Source organism: Deefgea piscis (genome assembly GCF_019665785.1).
Taxonomy (GTDB): domain Bacteria; phylum Pseudomonadota; class Gammaproteobacteria; order Burkholderiales; family Chitinibacteraceae; genus Deefgea.
Genome location: NZ_CP081149.1, coordinates 2,910,409 through 2,929,429, shown reverse-complemented (window position 1 = coordinate 2,929,429; position 19,021 = coordinate 2,910,409). Strand labels below are relative to the sequence as shown.

Annotated in this window: 18 protein-coding genes; 11 read left to right on the top strand and 7 right to left on the bottom strand. The window is 48.1% G+C overall.

The genetic code is table 11. The annotated features are described in order from the left end of the window. Window positions 1-5: 5 nt before the first annotated feature. From gspG to K4H25_RS13635, 10 genes are all read left to right on the top strand, one after another. Window positions 6-458 carry a type II secretion system major pseudopilin GspG gene (gspG, locus tag K4H25_RS13680; RefSeq protein ID WP_221020999.1) on the top strand — a complete coding sequence of 151 codons (453 nt, stop codon included), beginning with the start codon at window positions 6-8 and terminating at the stop codon, window positions 456-458. Beyond that, window positions 459-950, top strand: a complete 492-nt coding sequence (locus K4H25_RS13675; protein WP_221020998.1) for a type II secretion system protein — start codon at window positions 459-461, stop codon at window positions 948-950. It abuts the gene before it with no gap. Continuing rightward, window positions 947-1,378: a hypothetical protein gene (locus tag K4H25_RS13670; RefSeq protein WP_221020997.1), complete on the top strand. Its 432-nt coding sequence runs from the start codon at window positions 947-949 to the stop codon at window positions 1,376-1,378. The genes K4H25_RS13675 and K4H25_RS13670 overlap by 4 nt, the downstream gene beginning before the upstream one ends. Continuing rightward, the gene (locus K4H25_RS13665) at window positions 1,371-1,967 is read left to right on the top strand and encodes a prepilin-type N-terminal cleavage/methylation domain-containing protein (RefSeq protein WP_221020996.1); all 597 of its coding nucleotides are present in this window, start codon (window positions 1,371-1,373) and stop codon (window positions 1,965-1,967) included. Before K4H25_RS13670 ends, K4H25_RS13665 begins: the two co-directional genes overlap by 8 nt. Further along, the gene (locus K4H25_RS13660; RefSeq protein WP_221020995.1) at window positions 1,967-2,983 is read left to right on the top strand and encodes a type II secretion system protein GspK; all 1,017 of its coding nucleotides are present in this window, start codon (window positions 1,967-1,969) and stop codon (window positions 2,981-2,983) included. The genes K4H25_RS13665 and K4H25_RS13660 overlap by 1 nt, the downstream gene beginning before the upstream one ends. Continuing rightward, the gene (locus K4H25_RS13655; protein WP_221020994.1) at window positions 2,940-3,986 is read left to right on the top strand and encodes a hypothetical protein; all 1,047 of its coding nucleotides are present in this window, start codon (window positions 2,940-2,942) and stop codon (window positions 3,984-3,986) included. The genes K4H25_RS13660 and K4H25_RS13655 overlap by 44 nt, the downstream gene beginning before the upstream one ends. Beyond that, the gene (locus tag K4H25_RS13650) at window positions 3,983-4,621 is read left to right on the top strand and encodes a hypothetical protein (protein ID WP_221020993.1); all 639 of its coding nucleotides are present in this window, start codon (window positions 3,983-3,985) and stop codon (window positions 4,619-4,621) included. Before K4H25_RS13655 ends, K4H25_RS13650 begins: the two co-directional genes overlap by 4 nt. Next, a complete protein-coding gene (locus K4H25_RS13645; RefSeq protein WP_221020992.1) occupies window positions 4,614-5,501 on the top strand; it encodes a hypothetical protein in 888 nt (295 codons plus the stop codon). Before K4H25_RS13650 ends, K4H25_RS13645 begins: the two co-directional genes overlap by 8 nt. A gap of 63 nt (window positions 5,502-5,564) precedes the next feature. After that, on the top strand, window positions 5,565-7,856 hold the full coding sequence (locus K4H25_RS13640) for a secretin N-terminal domain-containing protein (RefSeq protein WP_221020991.1): 2,292 nt from the start codon (window positions 5,565-5,567) through the stop codon (window positions 7,854-7,856). An 820-nt stretch (window positions 7,857-8,676) separates the two neighbouring features. Beyond that, on the top strand, window positions 8,677-10,062 hold the full coding sequence (locus K4H25_RS13635) for a hypothetical protein (protein ID WP_221020990.1): 1,386 nt from the start codon (window positions 8,677-8,679) through the stop codon (window positions 10,060-10,062). Between the two features lie 341 nt (window positions 10,063-10,403). Here the strand turns inward: K4H25_RS13635 and rng are convergent, their stop codons facing one another. The 6 genes from rng to leuS form a co-directional block, all read right to left on the bottom strand. After that, the gene (rng, locus tag K4H25_RS13630) at window positions 10,404-11,855 is read right to left on the bottom strand and encodes a ribonuclease G (RefSeq protein WP_173532072.1); all 1,452 of its coding nucleotides are present in this window, start codon (window positions 11,853-11,855) and stop codon (window positions 10,404-10,406) included. After that, complete coding sequence (locus K4H25_RS13625; RefSeq protein ID WP_221020989.1) at window positions 11,852-12,319, bottom strand: hypothetical protein; 468 nt, start codon at window positions 12,317-12,319, stop codon at window positions 11,852-11,854. Before K4H25_RS13625 ends, rng begins: the two co-directional genes overlap by 4 nt. After that, window positions 12,316-12,624: a nucleotidyltransferase domain-containing protein gene (locus tag K4H25_RS13620; RefSeq protein ID WP_182075357.1), complete on the bottom strand. Its 309-nt coding sequence runs from the start codon at window positions 12,622-12,624 to the stop codon at window positions 12,316-12,318. Before K4H25_RS13620 ends, K4H25_RS13625 begins: the two co-directional genes overlap by 4 nt. Then, a complete protein-coding gene (gene holA, locus K4H25_RS13615; RefSeq protein WP_221020988.1) occupies window positions 12,608-13,630 on the bottom strand; it encodes a DNA polymerase III subunit delta in 1,023 nt (340 codons plus the stop codon). The genes K4H25_RS13620 and holA overlap by 17 nt, the downstream gene beginning before the upstream one ends. Continuing rightward, on the bottom strand, window positions 13,630-14,184 hold the full coding sequence (locus K4H25_RS13610; protein ID WP_221020987.1) for an LPS-assembly lipoprotein LptE: 555 nt from the start codon (window positions 14,182-14,184) through the stop codon (window positions 13,630-13,632). The genes holA and K4H25_RS13610 overlap by 1 nt, the downstream gene beginning before the upstream one ends. 309 nt (window positions 14,185-14,493) lie before the next feature. After that, a complete protein-coding gene (gene leuS, locus K4H25_RS13605; RefSeq protein WP_221020986.1) occupies window positions 14,494-17,127 on the bottom strand; it encodes a leucine--tRNA ligase in 2,634 nt (877 codons plus the stop codon). Between the two features lie 242 nt (window positions 17,128-17,369). Here leuS and K4H25_RS13600 point away from each other — a divergent pair, with 242 nt between their 5' ends. Further along, the gene (locus tag K4H25_RS13600) at window positions 17,370-17,999 is read left to right on the top strand and encodes a type II secretion system protein (RefSeq protein ID WP_221020985.1); all 630 of its coding nucleotides are present in this window, start codon (window positions 17,370-17,372) and stop codon (window positions 17,997-17,999) included. A gap of 277 nt (window positions 18,000-18,276) precedes the next feature. Here the strand turns inward: K4H25_RS13600 and hda are convergent, their stop codons facing one another. Beyond that, window positions 18,277-18,951: a DnaA regulatory inactivator Hda gene (gene hda, locus K4H25_RS13595; protein WP_221020984.1), complete on the bottom strand. Its 675-nt coding sequence runs from the start codon at window positions 18,949-18,951 to the stop codon at window positions 18,277-18,279. Window positions 18,952-19,021 lie beyond the last annotated feature (70 nt).

The window sequence follows — 19,021 nt, the reverse complement described above, 5'->3', positions numbered from 1 at the left end:
AAACAATGCAAATAGTTCATGTTTCTTCAAGTCAAAAAGGCTTTACGCTGATTGAAATGCTGGTCGTGATGGTGATTATTGGCTTATTGGTGGGCTTGGTTGGGCCAAAAATATTTTCACGAGTCGATTCGTCAAAAATACAAACGGCACAAGCGCAAATTAAGATGTTAAAAGGCGCTTTAGATACCGTTAAATTAGATATTGGTCGATTTCCTACCACGGAGGAAGGGCTGGGCATATTAATTACACCGCCAACCGAAGGTAAATATGCCAAGCGCTGGAAAGGCCCATACCTCGAAGAAGCAATGCCCGATGATCCTTGGGGAAATCCTTATCAATATGCATTTCCTGGCGCACCCGGCAAACCATTTGCGCTGTACTCTTTTGGTGCTGATGGGGTGCAAGGTGGTACTGAAAATGATGCCGATATTGGTTATTTACCGTTGGGTGATAGTTAATTGCGAGTAAGCACTTTGGTGCGCAGCTCGAGCACGTTGCCGCAGAGCAAGCCAAGTGACAATGCCAGAAAATGCTTAATTAATGGCTTAATCAATGGTTTTACTTTGATTGAGGTATTAATTGTAATGGTTATATTGTCATTGTTAACTGCAATGGTCGTGCCAAACTTAAGCAAAATGGTGGGGTCTTTAGAAAAAGATGCCCAACTTGATCGCATTCGTTTGATTCTGAGTTATATCCCTGATTTAGCTCGTTATAAACAAAATGATTTAGTCTTAAATGCTGATTTTGAATTAAGTGCCATTCAGACTGGTGAGATATATCCATTACCGCAGTTACCCGAAAATTATCATTTATCGCTGGAACAAAATATTAGCTATTTGGCCAATGGATTTTGTAGTGGCGGTGTGGTGGTCATTCATAATAATGATGAAACCTACCGATGGGAGTTACGCTCGCCCCATTGTTATCCGGCGCGATTAGATTCATGAAATATAAACAAGGTAGTATTTTGCTCGAGGCAATTATTTCTTTAGTGATTCTCTCTTTTATGGGCGTAGCGATGGTGGAATGGTTAAACCAAATCGTTCGCTCACAAGGCAGAATGGCAGAAGAACTTGCTTATCAAAATATGCTGGAACGCAGTTTGGTTTATATGGAAAACATCAATCCAATGCAACAACAGCAGGGAAGTGAAGATTTTGGTGATTATCATTTAAATTGGCGCGCTATTCCAATGGGCCAAGCGGTGCAAGTTTTAAAAAGCGATAGTACTGTCGGTGAGTTTAGCGTGCAGCGCTTTACTGGTGAATTAGAAATGAATCGTGCGGATCAGGATGTGGTCTATACCGCAGAAATTATTTTATTGGGTTATCGGCGAACGCAAGTTAAAGATAAGCTAGGTCTGCCCGGTGTTTAAACGACAGTTTGCATTTACATTGATAGAAATGCTGGTGGCGTTAGTTTTAGTCTCACTAGTGGTTACTTTATCATTTCAATTTTTTGCCAATGTGCTGAATATTTTTAATCGACAAATTGCGCAAGAAACACTGACTAGCCAATACCGTGTTCAAGCTTGGGTCGCTCGCACCTTATCGGGCATGGTTTGGCTTGATGATGAATGGGGGCATGGTGGGCAAGGTGATGCGCGTCAAATACAAGGTTTAACTTTATCATCGATTAATGAAGTCGATGGTGTGCCTGTACCTTTTGTATTGCGAATTAAAAATAATAATATCGGTGGACAATTGAACTATCAAGTTGGTGAAACTGTGCCGATTGTGTTATTTGAATGGACGAAAGGTAAAGCGGAGTGGTTGTATTTGAATGATAAAAATGAAGAAATTTCAGTATGGAAAAGATCCGACTTTAATTTTGATGCCAAGGTACAACCTAAATACGTCGTTTTTCGCTTGAGTGAGTCTGAATTTCCAATTAAATGGTTTTTTTCTATGAATAATAATCCATGGCAAAGAAAATTTAATACTCAATTTATGGCTAGTCCATAATGATAAACCGTAATGTATTCGGCTTTGTTTTGCCTTTGGTTTTATCAATATTGACAATATTGTCCGTATTGATTAATTATTTAGCAGAACGCTATGATTTAAAGCTAGATCAAGCGGCACACTCACAGCAAGCTGTTGCGACTGAGTTAAAATTATTTAATGCAAAAAATGAAATGATTTACCGCCTGTTAACATCACCAAAGTCCCGTGATGGTATTGGGATACAAGGCGATAAAGTATTGCTGGATGATTCGATTTATCAAAATAAAAGTGGAGTTTTAGTTCAACTACAAGATCTTCGCGGTTTAATTAATTTAAATAAAATTGACCATGATGTATTCAGTCGTTTATTAAAAATACACGGCATTGAAAATAGTTCGCTGCAAGATCAGCTGTATGACGTGTTAGAAGATTATAAAGATGCCGACCATTTTAAACGCGTCAATGGCGCAGAAAAAGCGGACTATCAGCAACTAGGCCTGCGTGGACCACGAAATTCACCGTTACTCACACCGCAAGAGCTTTTTGAATTAATCAGTTGGCGAGATCAAGGTAATTTATTGCGACGCTCGCAGTTGGAAGCGGATGTTTCTGTGCTTACTAACACAGGGTTTAATCCTAATACCGCATCAAGCCATGTATTACAGTCTGTGTTAGGAATTGACGACTCAACTGCAAATAAATTGTTGGAAATTAGAAAGTCTGGTATTGTTTTTTCCGCAGATACCTTCTTAATTTTATTGGGTCGTGACCCGATGTCGATGGGTTTTGGCATTACGCATTTCCCCGGTGACGATGTGCGTTTGACTTTAAGTAGCCCAGAAATCAATTGGCAAGAGCGTATTTTGTTGTCTCTTACGCCCACTGCCGATAGCAAACCATGGAATGAGTTATATCGTTATCGAATACAGAATCAGCCATTAACCAGCACTGCATCATCTTCAGCTTTTATACCCTTGCCGGAACAAAAATATGAAGGACCACTTCAAGCCAACGTTACACCTGTGCAGTTCTAGTGGGATTAAAACGCAGCCCGGTTTGCCGTTTTTGCAATATTGGATTATCGACCGTAGCTTATTGCAATTTCGCTTTATCGATTTACAACGAATTCCTCGTAGTCAATGGGCGGCAACGCTGTCATTTCAATTGCCACAAATGGCGCAATTTCAACAAACCCAATTTATGTTGCACTGGAATAGCCAAGGTGCAGAAATTTGGTTTTGTGATGCCATTTATCTCGAAAAAATAAGCCAAGCAGCGGGTGTAGCCATTCAATGGGCACGCGCTCGGCCTGAAGCTTGTTGTTATCCCCGCCAAGAAAACGGTATTTATTCTGCCTCTGCCGCAGGAATGCATGAAATACAAGTGTGGCAAAACGGTGATTTAATTCAGTCACGCTGGTTAAAACACAGCGAATTTATCGCAGAAAATTGGCGCAAAGAATTGCCGGAGTTTTTACAGAGCGCACCAGTTCATCCTATTGCTTTAATTGCCGCACCAAAGCCGCAGTGGGCGATTGTTTTAGGCTCTGAATTAGGCAATCAAAAACTTTATTATGAATCAACGATTTATTGTTTTATTGTTGGGCTGATTTTTACCTTTGCTTGGTATTTATTGGCTCAGCAACTCGATTTACAGCAGGCCATTGCTAAAAATCAACCCAAACTGCAGGCTTTAAAGCAGCAAGTGGCAATGATTAATCAAGCCAAAGCATCCGCCATTCAATCGGCGTTAAAAATCGAAGATTTAGCTACATTACAGCCCAATTCAAATCCATTGCAATTAATGCAAGTGGTGCAAAAAGTAATGGGTGATCAAGCCAAGCTGCAAGAGTTTGATTGGCGCCCTGATTATCTCAATCTCACGCTGACTTGGCCCAATACTCCACCCTCTGATTTAGAGATTGTGCGGCGACTTTCAGAAGGTGGGCAGTTTTCTGAAGTTCAGGTTGATTTGGCTGCTAATAACAGCAGAAAACTTAGTATGAAAATGACACAGCCTAAAGAGGAAGCAAAATGAAAATTTTGTCTTTATGGCTCAGTGTTTTACGCAAAAATCTGCGGGCGCGTTTGGCCTTGGCGGCGATTTTATCGATTTTGGCGATTTATCAATTACTCACGTGGCAAGAACGGGTGGTTCAGCTGCAAGCGGCTTATCTTAAGCAACAGCAACAAATTAAAAACTATCAGCAATTGGCGACTGAAGTACGTTGGTTACAAAGTGCTCAGCGCTTAGAACGAACCGTGAATCAGCTAGAGCAGATGGTCTGGCGCAATAAAAATCAAGCCATGCAAAGGGCAGCTTTAAGTGACCGGCTAAACAATATGCTCAAGACTGCACAACCCAGCAATCCCAATAGTGGGGTGATTCAAGATGCTGGATTGGCGATTTTGGGGGGGATGAATGTGCAATTGCCCGCTGGCTATAAAAGTATGCGCGCTAATTTGGCATTTGATTATGAGCATGCAGCGCTCAGCGCTATTTTGGCTGATATGGACAGCTCACCGGTACTGCGCTTTGAATCATTCAAAATTATCCCAGGTAAAAAATCCGCACAAGGCCAATCCGTTAAAGGCCAATCTGCCGCCCGAGTCGAGGCAGTGGTGAGTGCTTATTATCGCGAAAGCGACGGCAGCGAGGAAAAACATGAATAAATTCCTCAGCAAAATGACCAATCGGCATTGGTGCAGCTTACTCATTCTGCTTTTTGTGTTGATTGGCTTGGTGATCGGTTTGAATACTTGGCTGCCAGCGCAGCCTAAAAAAATCGTTAAAGCTAAAGCGCGTACCGAGCTGATTAATATGGCAGCGCTGGAATCGATCGCAGCTCCCGTTGATCAGCAAGCCAGCTATTTAGCGTTGTATGAATTGGGTTTTTGGGATGGATTGCTTGGGCAAAAAAGCATTGAAGTACAGAGCTGGCGCATTATGGGTGGCTTTATGCGTGCCAAGCAAAGCTATGTCGTAGTCAAAGTGGCTGATTTGCCGGCGCAAGAGCTAAAGCAAGGCGATGAATTGCCAGATGGCAGTCAGATTGTGCGAATTAGAGATAGTGAAATCTGCATTCGACTGGCGGCAAAGAGCATAGCGCCTTTTGCACGGGAGGCGACCAAAGCGGCGTCAAGTCCGATCACGGTGGCGCAAGGGCGTCCGGCATCGGCGGTGGCGGTCGTTGGCAGCGTTGCTCGGCCGAGCAACATTGGGGCTTCACTACCTGTTGTGGCGCAGTGGAATGTGCTGGCTGAGATTAAGGTCGGGCTCAAACCCTATTTTGTGGTGATGCCAGCTGCATTGGATTTGCCACAGCAAGCGGCCAACTCGGCGAATACGGTTAAAACAGTAACGCCGCCGGGCGACATTATCGTGAATGGCGAAAAGGTCTCTTTTCGCAGTGGCGTGGTGGCTAAAGCAGAAAAATCAAAATCTAGCGTTGTTCAACCGGGGGATCGGCTGGCAACTCAAGATTATTTGTTACAACCGAGCAAAGGCGTGATTTGCTTACCGTTGTCGGGGCCTGCTTTAGAGACTCGATAGCTTAGAAGGGCGAATTTGGACTGCGACTGATCTGTTGATCATCGATCACACATAGGATAAGCAATGTATTATCGATTTCGCATTATTTCGTTGAGCATCATTTCGCTATTTGCGGTGTCCAGCTATTCGGGCAGTGCCGAGCCGATTTGGCCCGCCGGCTTACGTCCGGCCATTGCCTCTGGTGTTGCCAGCAGTTCAGCCAGCGGGGTATCGGCGCAGGCGCCAGCGTCAGCGTCAGCGTCAGCCAAGCCATTTGCCGGTGAATCAGCGCCGCGTGCGGCGCAAATTAGCCGCGATAATCCAAAGCCACCATTACCCACTCGTAGTAGCACGGTCAAACCCGATGCCGCGCCCAGCACCTTGGATCAAACCAAGGCGGAATTGAGTCTGAATTTTGATCAAGTGCCATTACCCACCTTTATTCAGGTGTTGTATGGATCGGTGCTGCGTAAACCGATTGTGATTGATGCCAATTTACAAAAACGAACTGACTTGGTTTCTGTGCGCACCGGCGCGCCGCAGACCGCAGCGCAAATCGACAAAATTGCCCGTAGCTTACTCAAAAGCTATGGCATTGCGATTTTTGAATCGGGCGGTTTTTATCGGGCGGTGGCCGATGATGAAAAGCAAGGCTACGTGGCCGAGATTAGCCGCAGCAGTAGTAATCCCGAAACGCCGCCATCGCTTCGGCCGGTGTGGCATTTTGTTGAGCTTGAATCGGTTAAAACCAGTGATGTCGCCACCACCTTAAAACAAGTTTTTAATAATCGAATCGAAATTCGGGAAGACAGCGCCAAAAACGCCTTATTGATTTCGACGCAATCGGGTGAAATGGGCGCGGTATTAGAAACATTACAAATTCTCGACCAGCCTTTAATGCGGGGCCGTAAGAGCATTCGGATTAATCCGAGCTATTGGTCGGTGGATGAGCTAGTTAAGCGGCTTTCAGATATTTTAACCGCTGAGGGCTTTGCCATTTCTAATAGCCCAAGTGGTGGCGCGCCGATTGTGATGCTGCCGATTGGGCCAATTAATAGCATTGTGGTGTTTGCTACTAGCGACAAAGTTTTACAGCATGTTGCCGATTGGTCGATCAAGCTTGACCAACCTACAGCCAATGCGGGCGGCGGGTATTTTTCTTATCCAGTACGGCATACCGATGCTGAGTTATTGGCCAAAACATTACAAGAACTCATGAACGGCGCTCCGGTTGCAGCCACCAGTGGCGGTGCCGCACCTCGCTCTAGCCGCGTGGTCGTCAATAAGCCCACCAATACGCTGATTATTCAAGGCAGCGCCGAAGAATTCACCCGCTGGATGGGTTTGCTCAAAGAGCTCGATCGCCCCAGCAAAATGGTGTTGATTGAGGCCACTATTGCTGAAGTCACACTGGGCGACAATCTGAATCTGGGGATTGAATGGGCGTTTGATAATAATAACGTGGTTGGCGGCACACTGGGCGGCCTAGGTATCGGCTCGGCGGGCTTGCTGCTCAAATACATTAAGCCCGGCCAAGTAAAAGCAGTGATTAACGCTTTGGCCAATAATAACCGCGCTCAGATTATCTCTAGCCCACGACTGATGGCGCGCAATGGTGAAAGCGCCAGCATTAATGTGGGTAAAGAAGTGCCGATTGTCACCAGCCAGCAAAGCGATAGTAATACCGGCGTTGCCACTGGCGGCGTGCTGCAAACCATTCAGTATCGACAAACCGGGGTTCAGCTTAAAGTTCGTCCGGTGATTCATGCTGGCGGGCGCATTGATATGGAAGTAATGCAAGAAGTCAGCTCGCCGCAGCAAACTACGACGGGCGTGAGCACTACGCCGACGTTTGCCACCCGCCGCCTTGATACCCGTTTAACTGCGCGGGATGGCCGCACCATTGTGTTGGGTGGATTGATGGATCAAGCCAATGAAGAGGGCGATGCTGGTATTCCGTATTTAAAAGACATACCGGTGATCGGGCAAGCATTTCGTACCAATACCAGCCGCTCAACGCGCTCGGAGCTGATTTTATTATTGACGCCCTACATTATTGAGAGCGATGAAGATGCCGAGCAAATCACCAGTGCTTTGCGAGAAAACATCGGCGCTAGTTTAAAAGTACCGCGTAGCGGTTTAGAAACTTTAGCGGGCATCAAGGCAACGCCGGTGGCCTTATCACCGCTGATCATGCAGCCAAGTAGTGTCAATCTGGTGGAAACCAGCGTAGCGGTCATGCCATTATTGCCTAATGAGACGAGTATTACCTCGCAGCCTATGACTACATTGAAGCCGGATGCATTACCCCAAGCACAAATGATTACCGACCCCGAGCTACTGGAGGCCATAGCGCAATCGAAACAGCCGCGTTGACCGCCAATCCACGATTGGCAGCGATGGATTAGCGCCATTGCTGCGCTACATCTTTTTACCAGCGATTGATTTTAACGAATCAATCGCTTTTTTTATGCCTGTTGATGTGGTGGGTGATGCGGTGGGTAGAGGTGGAGTGGTGTAGGTCCGATTAGCGCAGCGTAATCGGACGCATGAGGGCGGCGGTATGTGGGTGATTGTTGGTCATGACGCAGGTGATTGGCGATGTTGGGTGAATTTTTTGCCATGACGCCGCTGCGGTGGGTGATGCTATTGCGCTGGTGATTCGCGGCTAAAGCCTCCGATTACGCTGCGCTAATCGGAGCTACGGAGCTACGGACCTATCAGCAGCCAGTACGATTTGTCAGTAATTCAAGCGGTGAATCTTGTTGTAAATGTGCAGGTGCAGCAATTTTAAATTCAGTTCGCATAAATTTAAAAAGTCAGAAAAAGTGCTGTTTTTAGCCGTTTTAAATTGTAAGAAATGCTGTTAAATCAGCAGTTTGTGGTTTTTTTGATGACTTCTAAAGAGCAAATAACCATACGTCATAATGCATGTTATTTGTGCCTTGTTTTCTTATTTTTGTCAGTTTTATTGTTTTTTGAATAGTTTGATGAAAGGTTGTGAAATTATTTGATATTTTTGGAGAAAGTATTAAGGTGGATATGTGGTTTGGATTGTAAATATTTGGGTTGATTGCTTTCTTGTAAATTACCTTGTATTTGCTTGTGTTGAATTAATCCGGGCTTAGCCATGTTGGCGAGCTTGTTGTAGTTGAAGCGAAGTAAAAACTTTTTATTTTCTATAGGGATGTCAAAAATGAAACGTAATTTAATGCTTGCTGCTGCTTTCGCCACCGCTTTTGTTGCTGTTACTGCGAATGCGGGTACTTCTTCAGTAGAAACAACTAAATATGCCTCTGAGTTTTATTCTGGTACAGCTACTAATACCACGTTGAAAGCTGGTGCTTCTACATTTACTTTGGCCACAGCTGCTGGTTTACAAGCGTTGCCAGTAGGTTCTTTAATTAATATTACAATCAGTGAGGGCGAATGGGTTGTTCCTGCGACATCAACGTTACTTAAAGTTGGCACTGGTGGCACCTTTGATAATAATGGCGTCTTGATTAGCAATCCTAAAACACTTCAGTTTAAAGTTGCGACCATTGGTGATGCATTAACTGGGTTAGTTTTAGGGGGTGGTGCAATTAAAGGCCTGAAAGCTGGCTCTTCAGTCAATGTGACTTGGCAAGTGACCAATGCTGCGGGCACATCAATTCTTGATTCAGGCCCTGCGACGGCTTTACTTTCTATCGCAGACAATGTGACAACAACTGTTACACCAACGACGCAAACGGCCAAAATTGATGTGACAAGCGCCGGAACAGCAGGAACGGTATTAACGACAGGTGGTACTGCGACAGCACCGCTTTTAGCGCTTGGTCAGCTTTCAATTGTTGATGGTGGCCTTTTGGCTCCAGATACCGCTGCTGCCGCTGTGAATACTAAATACGGTGCTTTGACTGTTTCGGTTAAAGGTGCATCACTAAGCTCAGCAAGTGAAGTATTTACTGCTGCTGCGAATACTTGTGCGACTGTAGCAACGGCCTTGGTGCAAGATGCAACGGATAAAACGCTGTGGAGTGTGCCATTGGTTGCAGCAGGTACAACCCCATTTGTAACACCATTCTTGTGCGCCAAGTTTAATAAATCACCACTTGCTGTGATCGCTGCATCAACGCCAGCTGTGACAAGTACTATTGCTGCTGTTGGTACAGCAGGCAATAGCCAAGTTGCAGCAACGAAAACAGCTGACTTGTATAAATTGAATGAAAATGGCGCGTCAGTAACGATGGGTTCGTATTATGAATCATCGGGAGCGACAGATCCGTATTCAACGTATACTCGCGTTCAAAATACTGGCACGACTGATTCTGTGATTCAAGTGAGCTACCGTGGTCCAGACGGTGTTGCAACTGCAGCAGGTGCGTTGAAAGCTGGTGCCGTACTCAAAGCAGGTGCCCATGTGCAATACAGCCCAGCTGATATTAAAGCAGCAGTTGGCGCAGCGAATGTGAAACCTGGCTATGGCGCATTGACCTTTACTGCCGGCACGGCTTCATTGCTGGTACAACCATTGGCAGTGAATTCATCGACTGGTCAAGTCATCAATTTGGCCCCAGTAGAAAAATCTGTTGCTAACTAATTGTTGAATTGTTGAGATTGAAAAAGCGACCTTCGGGTCGCTTTTTGTTTGTGGGTACAGTAGGTACGCTTAGCGTAATCATACGCATGTGCCCATCCTTCCGATTTCGCTTTGCTCTATCGGAGCTACAGTGCTACGTGTCTGGCTTTGAACCCGACCAAGCGGTGCGCGATCATTTGCATGAATTTACATAGTCGTTGGTCATGCTAAGCGGCGTCTTGTAGGGTCGGCTTTAGCCGACTTGTTCGTCGCCTGAAGGCGACCCTACGGAAGTAGTTGATTAGCTACTGGTTAGGTATGTAGCTCTAGCCATTGTTAATTAAAAGCTAGATACGAATACCCTACACCAGCACCACATCAAATTGCTCTTGCGTATACGCCGTTTCAACCTGCAGATAAATCGGTTTTTTGATGAAGTCGGCCAGTTGCGCGAGGTTGGCCGATTCTTCGTCAAGAAACATATCGACCACCGATTGCGCGGCGAGGATGCGGTATTCTTTGGCGTTAAATTGCCGGGCTTCGCGCAAAATTTCGCGCAAAATTTCGTAGCAAATGGTTTGGGCGGTTTTGATTTCGCCGCGCCCTTGGCAGGTCGGGCAGGGCTCGCACAGCACGTGGGCCAGCGATTCGCGGGTGCGTTTGCGGGTGATTTCCACTAAGCCGAGGCTGGTGAAATTGGAGACGGTGATTTTGGTGCGATCTTTTTCTAGCGCTTTATTCAGTTCGCTCAGCACTGCGGTTTTGTGTTCTTCATTATCCATGTCGATAAAATCAACGATGATAATCCCACCTAAATTCCTGAGCCGCAGCTGGCGAGCGATGACTTGCGTGGCTTCAAGATTGGTTTTGAAAATGGTATCGTCAAATGAGCGGGTGCCGACAAAGCCGCCGGTGTTGACGTCGACGGTCGTCATGGCTTCGGTTTGATCGATGATGAGGTAGCCGCCAAATTTGAGATTGACGCGGCGGCTCATGGCGCGCTCGATTTCGGCTTCGACGCCATGCAGCTCGAACAAGGGGCGATCGCCCGAATACAGTTGAATGCGTGGTAATACGTCGGACACAAAGCGGCCGGCAAATTCAGTCATTTTGGCGAAGTTTTCGCGGCTATCGACCCAAACGCTATCGGTTTCGGTGGTGACCATATCGCGCAGCGCGCGCAATTGCAGCGATAAATCTTGAAATAACAGCGAGCGGGCCGGCAGGGTGATTGAATTTTTTTTGATGTCGGCCCAAATCAAGCTGAGGTATTCAATATCGGCGCGCAGCTCGTCGTCTGAGGCATGATCGGCGCTGGTGCGAATAATGTAGCCGCGATGATTATCAGGCAATAGGCTTTCCATCCGATCCCGCAAACGATCACGTTCTTGGTCGTTGCCGATGCGTTGTGAAATGCCAATGTGGGTGTCTTGCGGTAAAAACACTAAAAACCGGCCAGCAATGCTGATTTGTGTTGAGAGCCGTGCGCCTTTGCTGCCGATGGGGTCTTTAACCACTTGCACCATAATGGCTTGGCCTTCATGGATCAGCCGCTCGATGCGCTGCACTTCGCTGGGGTTTTGCCGCTGCTCGATGACGTCGGCAATGTGCAAAAACGCGGCGCGCTCAAGGCCGATTTCGATAAAGGCGCTTTGCATGCCGGGCAATACCCGCTTGACCATGCCCAAATAAATATTACCGACCAAGCCGCGATGCGCGGCGCGTTCGATATGAATGTCGTGAACTACACCTTCATCAATGCTAGCGACGCGGGTTTCTTGCGGGGTGATATTGACGAGGATTTGTTCTTTCATAGTGGTCTCAAAGACTGGCTCAGTGGGTGCGTAGCGATGTGCTGCCAGATACTTAATAAATGCTGTGTTCCCGTTAGAAACTGTTGAATCAATTGGGCACTCAGTTGCGGATCATCAGGATATTCATGGGCAAGTGTATTGCGGGTTTCACGCAGTGTTTTCCATTCGTTGACGCTAGGAATGACGGTCAGACGCTCTAATCTTTGTAGCTTTTCGGCGAATGGCGTATTGGGCGGAAAAGCTTCGCCAGCTAAGTCACAGATTGCGGGGAGCAGTAGCATGCCTAATGTGTCTTGTAATTTACCAAAGCGATACGCCAGCTGATCCAGTATTTGGCGTTGCTCCATCGTCAGATTACCCCAATCGGGGTGATCAAACTGATCTAGCTGCATGAGCGCATTTTGCATGGTGCTGGCATGCAGTTGGCAGCTTTGAAAGATGCTGCGCAGTTTAAGTGGGTTCATAAGATCACTCCTTCTCGCTTGGCCACCGCAACGATGGCGGGGGCTTGTGTGAGTTGTGGGCTACTGAGTACCACGTCTATTTTTTCATCTTCAAGGCAAGGCTGGCTGTGCAGTTGCACCAAAAATGCTAATTTGGCTTGGATTAATTGCGCCGCGTTTAAATCGGCTTCAATGAGCAAATCGTAATCACCGCCTTTGGCGGCATCGTTGACTCTGCTACCAAATAGCCAGACTGTGGCGCTAGGGCCAAAGTGTTGTTGAGCGGCTTTTTGGATGGCGCTGTGTTGCTTAGCGGTGATTCGCATTGTTCGCCCTGCTTAAACTTAGCGCCATTGCGGTTAGCTCATGCCAAACTTCACCTTCGCCAATGCCTTTAATTAAGCTGTCGATGCGCGCGGCTTGTTGTAGTGCATTGGTCAGTTGCCGGCGGTTGACGCGGGCGGCGGCGGCCTCGATGAGTTTTTGTTTATTGCCCCACAGGCGTAAATCTTTGATCAGTTGGGCGGTGGGTATATTGCGCGCTCGGCCTTGGGCAAAACGATAGAGATTGCGCGTTTCTTCGGTGAGCGCCCATAGGACCAGTACTGCCGATTCGCCCTCGGCTTTGAGCCCGCTCAGCATATGCACAATGCGCTCGGCGTCACCCACCAGCAGTGCTTCACCCAATTGAAACACATCGTAGCGCGCCACATTGGCCACCGCCGCCGTCAGATCGTCCAGCGTTAATAGGCCCGCCGGGTGCAGTAGCGCGAGTTTTTGGATTTCTTGCAATGCAGCTAATAAATTGCCTTCAACCCGATCAACCAACCACGCCATCGCTTCGGGGCTGAGGCTTTGTTGTTGGGCGGCAAGGCGTTTGCTAATCCATTGCGGTAAGGCGCTGCGCTCGATGAGCTTGGCTTCGATGACTTCACCGGCTTTGGCCAGCGCCGACATCCATTTGCTATTGAGCGCGGTTTTGTCGAGCCGAGGCAGGGTAATAATAGTGAGTGTATCGTTGGGTAGCTTGCTGGCAAAGGCTTCTAGCGCTTTACCCCCTTCGGTGCCGGGTTTGCCATTGGGAATACGTAATTCTAAAATCCGCAACTCAGCAAATAAAGACAGCGATTGCCCAGCAGAAATCAGCTGCTCCCATTGAAATTGCGCCGCATTTTCCACGGTAAGTACTTCGCGCTCGCTATAGCCTTGCTGCCGCGCGATGTCTCTGAGCGTTTGCACCGCTTCTAGGCTCAATAGCGCTTCATCACCATGAATAATATACAGCGGGGCGAGTTTGCGTTTGGCTGCGGCGGCTAAGTCTTCGCTACGCATTATGGTTGTGTAGGCGCAATCGCTGACGTTACTGAAGCCGCTGATGCTGTTACCGAAGCGTTACTGGTCTTTTTGGCTGCGGCATTAATACGGCGAATGATTTGCTGCGAAGAATCACGCTGCATTTCGGTAATCAACTTACCTTCTTCAAATTCATTGGCGAGAATATTGTCTTCATCCCACTGCAAGGTGCGGCTCAGCGAGATATTGCCGTCTTCAATTAATGGCTGTTTGTTGAGCGTAGCGGTAAAGCGAACGCGGTAAAACACGCGGTATTGCACCACTTGGCCCTTGCTATTCACGCTTAAAATTTGTTTGTCGCTACTTTCGTTAACGATATTGACCGCTACTTGCGCGTCACTGGTCACTAATTTAACGTTGTCTTGCACGATGATGGCTTTGCGTAGCTCTTGCGCGGCGCTGCCGCCACCGCTGACTTGTATGGTTTTAAAGTTCAGTTGCGAAGCCGGCCCTTGCCCGCGTAAATGAAAGCCGCAGCCCATTAGGCTAAGGCAGAGCCCAAGAAGGACGAGGGTTTTCAAACGTAAGGGCATGCTGTACTCCAAAATAATTGCGGCTTAACGCCAGCGGCTTGATATGGGCTGCGGGCATTGAGTCGGTGAATTGACGGGTGTGGACCAGTTTTTTACGGGCTGGTTCACACATCGGTTCAGTCGATTGGATACGTCTAGCGTATCGGTGCTTTCGGCTGCTTATTATGCCCGCGGATTCGCCACCCAACTCAGCGAAATCGAGCGGTCTGGTCCGTGATGGTTTGCCAAATGTACTGCTACGTTTGACCTTGCCGTATTCGATCAATGGCAAGGTCAAACGCCTGACTCGCTAAATGCTAACGTGCCGTGTTAGATCACAATACTGACCAATTTATTTGGCACCACAATCACTTTCTTGGGCGTGCCCGTCAAGTGTTTTTGCACCGCTTCATCGGCCAATGCGGCGGCTTCGATCGCGTCTTTGCTAGCGTCTTTGGCGACAAAAATCTCGCCGCGCACTTTGCCGTTCACTTGCACCATCATTTTGATTTCGTCTTGCGTTAGCGCGTCCAGAGCGGGCTCTGGCCATGCGGCATGCGCGATTTCACCAGCAAAGTTTAAGTCTAGCCACAAGGTGTGTGCGATATGCGGCGCAGCAGGGTAGATTGCGCGTAGTAAAATACCAAAGCATTCGCGCATCACTGCGGCATTGCTCTCGGTATACGCATCGAGCGCATTGAGCATTTTCATTACGCCAGACACGATGGTGTTGTATTGCAGGCGTTCGTAGTCGTTATTGATTTGCTTGAGCGTGTTGTGGATTTCAAAACGCAAGGTTTTGTCGGCTTTACTGAGTTCAACGCCATCAAGGGTATTGTTTGCTGATTTAATTGCATCAGCATGTTTAACGCTATACCCCCATAGACGACGCAGGTAGCGATACGCGCCTTCTACGCCGCTGTCAGACCATGCTGCGCTTTGCTCTGGTGGGCCAGCAAACATCGTGAATAGGCGCGCGGTATCGGCGCCAAATTTTTCGATAATGTCTTTTGGCTCAACCACGTTGTTTTTCGATTTCGACATTTTTTCGATGCCGCCCATAACTACTGGCAGGCCGTCTTCGACGCAAATTGCTGAAATCGGGCGACCTTTTTCGTCGTGTTGCACTTCAACTTCGGCAGGATAGAACCAGCGTTTTTTGCCCGAAGCTTCTTCGCGATAATAACAATCACGCAGCAACATGCCTTGCGTAAACAAGTTTTTGAATGGCTCATCAAAGTTGATCAAACCTTCATCGCGCATCGCTTTGGTCCAAAAACGGGCATACAGCAAATGCAATACCGCGTGCTCAATGCCGCCGATGTATTGATCCATGCCGCCAGCGGCATCTGAACCTGCGCCCATCCAGTATTGGGTACCATCGCCGACCATGGCTGCCGTGTTTTTTGGGTCGCAATAGCGCATGAAATACCAGCTCGAATCGACAAAAGTATCCATGGTGTCGGTTTCGCGCTGTGCGGCTGTGCCGCATTTCGGGCAGTCGACATTCAAAAAGTCGGCGCGTTGTTTTAATGGATTGCCTGAGCCATCTGGGATGCAATCGGTCGGTAGCACAACGGGTAGTTGCTCGTACGATACCGGCACATCGCCGCAGCATGGGCAGTGGATGATTGGGATTGGCGTACCCCAATAACGCTGACGGCTAATCCCCCAGTCACGTAAACGCCAGGTGGTTTTTTTCTCGCCGGCGTCTTGCGCTGCTAAATCAGCAGCAACCGCATCAACGGCCGCTTTAAAACTCAAGCCATCGTATTTACCCGAGTTGATCGTTACGCCACGCGTCTTGTCGCCGTACGATTCTGCCCAAGCATCCGTAGTGAAGTTTTCGCCTTCAATCGCAATGACTTGTTTGATCGGGAGATCGTATTTTTTGGCAAAACCAAAGTCGCGTTCGTCGTGCGCTGGCACGGCCATCACTGCGCCATCGCCGTAGCCCATCAACACGTAATTGCCGATCCACACTTCAACTTGTTCGCCAGTCAGTGGGTGAGTGACGAATAGGCCAGTGGCTTTACCGAGTTTTTCTTGGCTGGCGATTTCAGCTTCAGAAACGCCGCCTTGTTTGCATTCTTCAATAAACGCCAGCAATTCAGGTTTCAGTTCAGCAGCGCGGGTGGCGATGGGGTGTTCTGCGGCTACAGCACAGAAGGTCACGCCCATAATGGTGTCAGCACGGGTGGTGAAAACAAACAGCTTGCCGTCTTGCACTAAATCGCCGTTGGCATCTTTAATGTCGTGATTAAACGCAAAGCGCACGCCTTCGGATTTGCCAATCCAATTGCGCTGCATCGCGCGCACCATGTCGGGCCAGCCAGTCAGCTGATCGATGTCGCCCAGCAATTCTTCGGCGTATTGCGTGATGCCAAAGTAGTAGCCCGGGATTTCGCGTTTTTCGACCAAAGCGCCAGAGCGCCAGCCGCGGCCATCAACGACTTGTTCGTTCGCCAATACAGTCTGATCAATCGGATCCCAGTTCACCACTTGGGTTTTTTTGTAGGCAACGCCTTTTTCCAGCATTTTTAAGAAGAACCATTGGTTCCACTTATAGTATTCAGGGTCGCAAGTGGCGATTTCACGCGACCAGTCAAATGACAAACCGAGTGGTTTCATTTGCGACTTCATGTCGGCGATATTGGCGTAGGTCCATTCCGCTGGCGATTTGTTGTAGGCAATTGCCGCGTTTTCTGCTGGCAAGCCAAATGCATCCCAACCCATTGGCATCAAAACATTAAAGCCTTTCATCCGTAGATGGCGCGCCAGCATATCGTTGATGGTGTAGTTACGCACATGGCCCATATGCAACTTGCCTGATGGGTAAGGCAGCATTGAGCAGGCGTAATACTTAGGACGGCTGGCGTCTTCAGTGACCTCAAACGCGCGCGCTTCTTCCCAGTGTTGTTGGGCGGCGGCTTCGACTTCAATCGGTGAGTACTGTTCTTGCATGAATGGACCTGCGGATGGCTGACAACAATCCGGCGATTATACCCGAGTGCGTGTTTTAAAACTGCTGCGTCGGGATTGAACTCAGACGATTTCGGTGATGAGCTGCAGTAAATTGGCTTGCCTTACGCCAAATAATGACAAATATTGAATGCTGTTTTGTTTTTTCAAGAAAGAAATTGCCAGCTTAGTGATCAGGGCTTATTGCTCAATGAATCGGACATTAATCATAGCGGGATTAAAACATGCAAAAAAAACGAGGTTTTACCTTGGTCGAAATGGCCATTGTCTTAGTGATTATTGGTTTGATTTTGGGGGCTGCCTTTAAAGGCAAAGACTTGATTGATAGCGCCAAAGTTAAAAATATGGCGGCGCAAGTCAATAAAATGCAAACCGCGTTTAATGCCTATTTTGATAAATACGGCGCGTATCCGGGCGATGGCTGTCCGGGTACTGGCACTGCTCCCGCATTGGGCAATGGCGTGAGTAACTGTGTTGCCGGTACTCGCAATGGTTTACTCAATGATGCGACCGAAGCGAGTGATGCGCTGATTTTGCTACAAAACACCAATATGCTGACTGCGGCAGATTTAAATAGTGTTTTTGGCGTGCCGTGGCAGATTTCAGTCGCTGGCGCGGCTAGTGGCAATTATGCGGCCAATACCAACTATATGCAGCCAGGTACGGGCGCGGTGGACTTGCGCTTTGTGTGTGCGCTAGATCGTTTGCTGGACGATGGCATTCCCAGCTCGGGCGTGATGCGCAGTTCGGCCACTGCTGGCGCCGTTACGGCCACAGGCACCAGCTACGATGCGACGTCTGACTGTTGGCAAGGCGCGACACAGGTCACGATGGGCGTGCGGATTTTGCCTTAATACCTGCCGTATGCGATGGTTGAGCGCGTCACCACCGATTTGGAGGTATGGTGCAATGCGTTGTCGCTACGGGAGGGCGATGCTGTCTTCTGCTGCAATCGATTTTTGTCGGCTCGTTTGTCTGCGAGGCGCGTGACTTGGATCGTCGGCTAAAGCCGATGCTGCAAAGTCGTTGGCTTTCTAAACGAAAAACATCAGTAAAAAAGGCTAGGTGAGTGAGCCGCACCTTTACACGATAAGGCGCGCGTGGCTGGCCTTAAAGCAAGGGCGTCAATGATTAAGCCGATTCGTTTTTGAGCGCTTCGCGCAATAGTGCGATGGTGACAGGGCGTTGTTTGGATAAAGACAGGGCGTTAATGCTGTCGATTTGCCGGTATAAATTAGGTAAATCGCGCTCGGCATGGCGCATTAAATAATCGACCAGCTCTTCGCTCAGTTCAAAACCCAGACTGCGCGCGTGGCGTTGTAATGCGGCGGCTTTGTCGGTATCCGATAGCGTTTTGAGTTGATAAATTAAACCCCAGCCCAAGCGGGTGGTTAAGTCGTCGCGCAGCGGCAGCAACATGGGCGGCAAATGGCCGCTGACTAAAATTCGGCCATTGCCTTCACGCAGCGTATTGTAATGATCAAATAAAACGATTTGCTGTTCAGCGTCGAGGTTTTCTACATTATCGACAATCAATGCCGCATCGCTTGGCAAGGTTTGCGGCAGCATGTCGCGTTTGGCATTCACTAAATAGACAGTATGTGCGTCGATAAGCCGCTCTTTGGCTGCTGCGAGCAGATAGCTTTTCCCTGCGCCGTGTTCACCCCAAATATAAATTGCGCGAACAGTACGATCGCCACTGGCCCATTGGCTGAGTTGAAACAGCAGTTCGGCATTTTCTCCGCGCACAAAATCATCAAAACTTTTCGGTTGTGGCAGGTGCAGATCAAGGACGAGCTGATTCATTCAGGGCGACCTTGTGGGTTTGGGAGGCAATTTATGCGTTGAAAACGCATTCTTCCTGTGAATGGGGGCA

Bases quoted from the DNA above. Each gene is read 5' to 3' on its own strand.
- K4H25_RS13650 (WP_221020993.1), top strand. From the start codon at position 3,983: ATGAAAATTTTGTCTTTATGGCTCAGTGTTTTACGCAAAAATCTGCGG.
- K4H25_RS13670 (WP_221020997.1), top strand. From the start codon at position 947: ATGAAATATAAACAAGGTAGTATTTTGCTCGAGGCAATTATTTCTTTA.
- K4H25_RS13640 (WP_221020991.1), top strand. From the start codon at position 5,565: ATGTATTATCGATTTCGCATTATTTCGTTGAGCATCATTTCGCTATTT.
- rng (WP_173532072.1), bottom strand. From the start codon at position 11,855: ATGAAAGAACAAATCCTCGTCAATATCACCCCGCAAGAAACCCGCGTC.
- K4H25_RS13660 (WP_221020995.1), top strand. From the start codon at position 1,967: ATGATAAACCGTAATGTATTCGGCTTTGTTTTGCCTTTGGTTTTATCA.
- K4H25_RS13645 (WP_221020992.1), top strand. From the start codon at position 4,614: ATGAATAAATTCCTCAGCAAAATGACCAATCGGCATTGGTGCAGCTTA.
- gspG (WP_221020999.1), top strand. From the start codon at position 6: ATGCAAATAGTTCATGTTTCTTCAAGTCAAAAAGGCTTTACGCTGATT.
- K4H25_RS13635 (WP_221020990.1), top strand. From the start codon at position 8,677: ATGAAACGTAATTTAATGCTTGCTGCTGCTTTCGCCACCGCTTTTGTT.
- leuS (WP_221020986.1), bottom strand. From the start codon at position 17,127: ATGCAAGAACAGTACTCACCGATTGAAGTCGAAGCCGCCGCCCAACAA.
- K4H25_RS13610 (WP_221020987.1), bottom strand. From the start codon at position 14,184: ATGCCCTTACGTTTGAAAACCCTCGTCCTTCTTGGGCTCTGCCTTAGC.
- K4H25_RS13625 (WP_221020989.1), bottom strand. From the start codon at position 12,319: ATGAACCCACTTAAACTGCGCAGCATCTTTCAAAGCTGCCAACTGCAT.
- holA (WP_221020988.1), bottom strand. From the start codon at position 13,630: ATGCGTAGCGAAGACTTAGCCGCCGCAGCCAAACGCAAACTCGCCCCG.
- hda (WP_221020984.1), bottom strand. From the start codon at position 18,951: ATGAATCAGCTCGTCCTTGATCTGCACCTGCCACAACCGAAAAGTTTT.
- K4H25_RS13655 (WP_221020994.1), top strand. From the start codon at position 2,940: ATGAAGGACCACTTCAAGCCAACGTTACACCTGTGCAGTTCTAGTGGG.
- K4H25_RS13600 (WP_221020985.1), top strand. From the start codon at position 17,370: ATGCAAAAAAAACGAGGTTTTACCTTGGTCGAAATGGCCATTGTCTTA.
- K4H25_RS13620 (WP_182075357.1), bottom strand. From the start codon at position 12,624: ATGCGAATCACCGCTAAGCAACACAGCGCCATCCAAAAAGCCGCTCAA.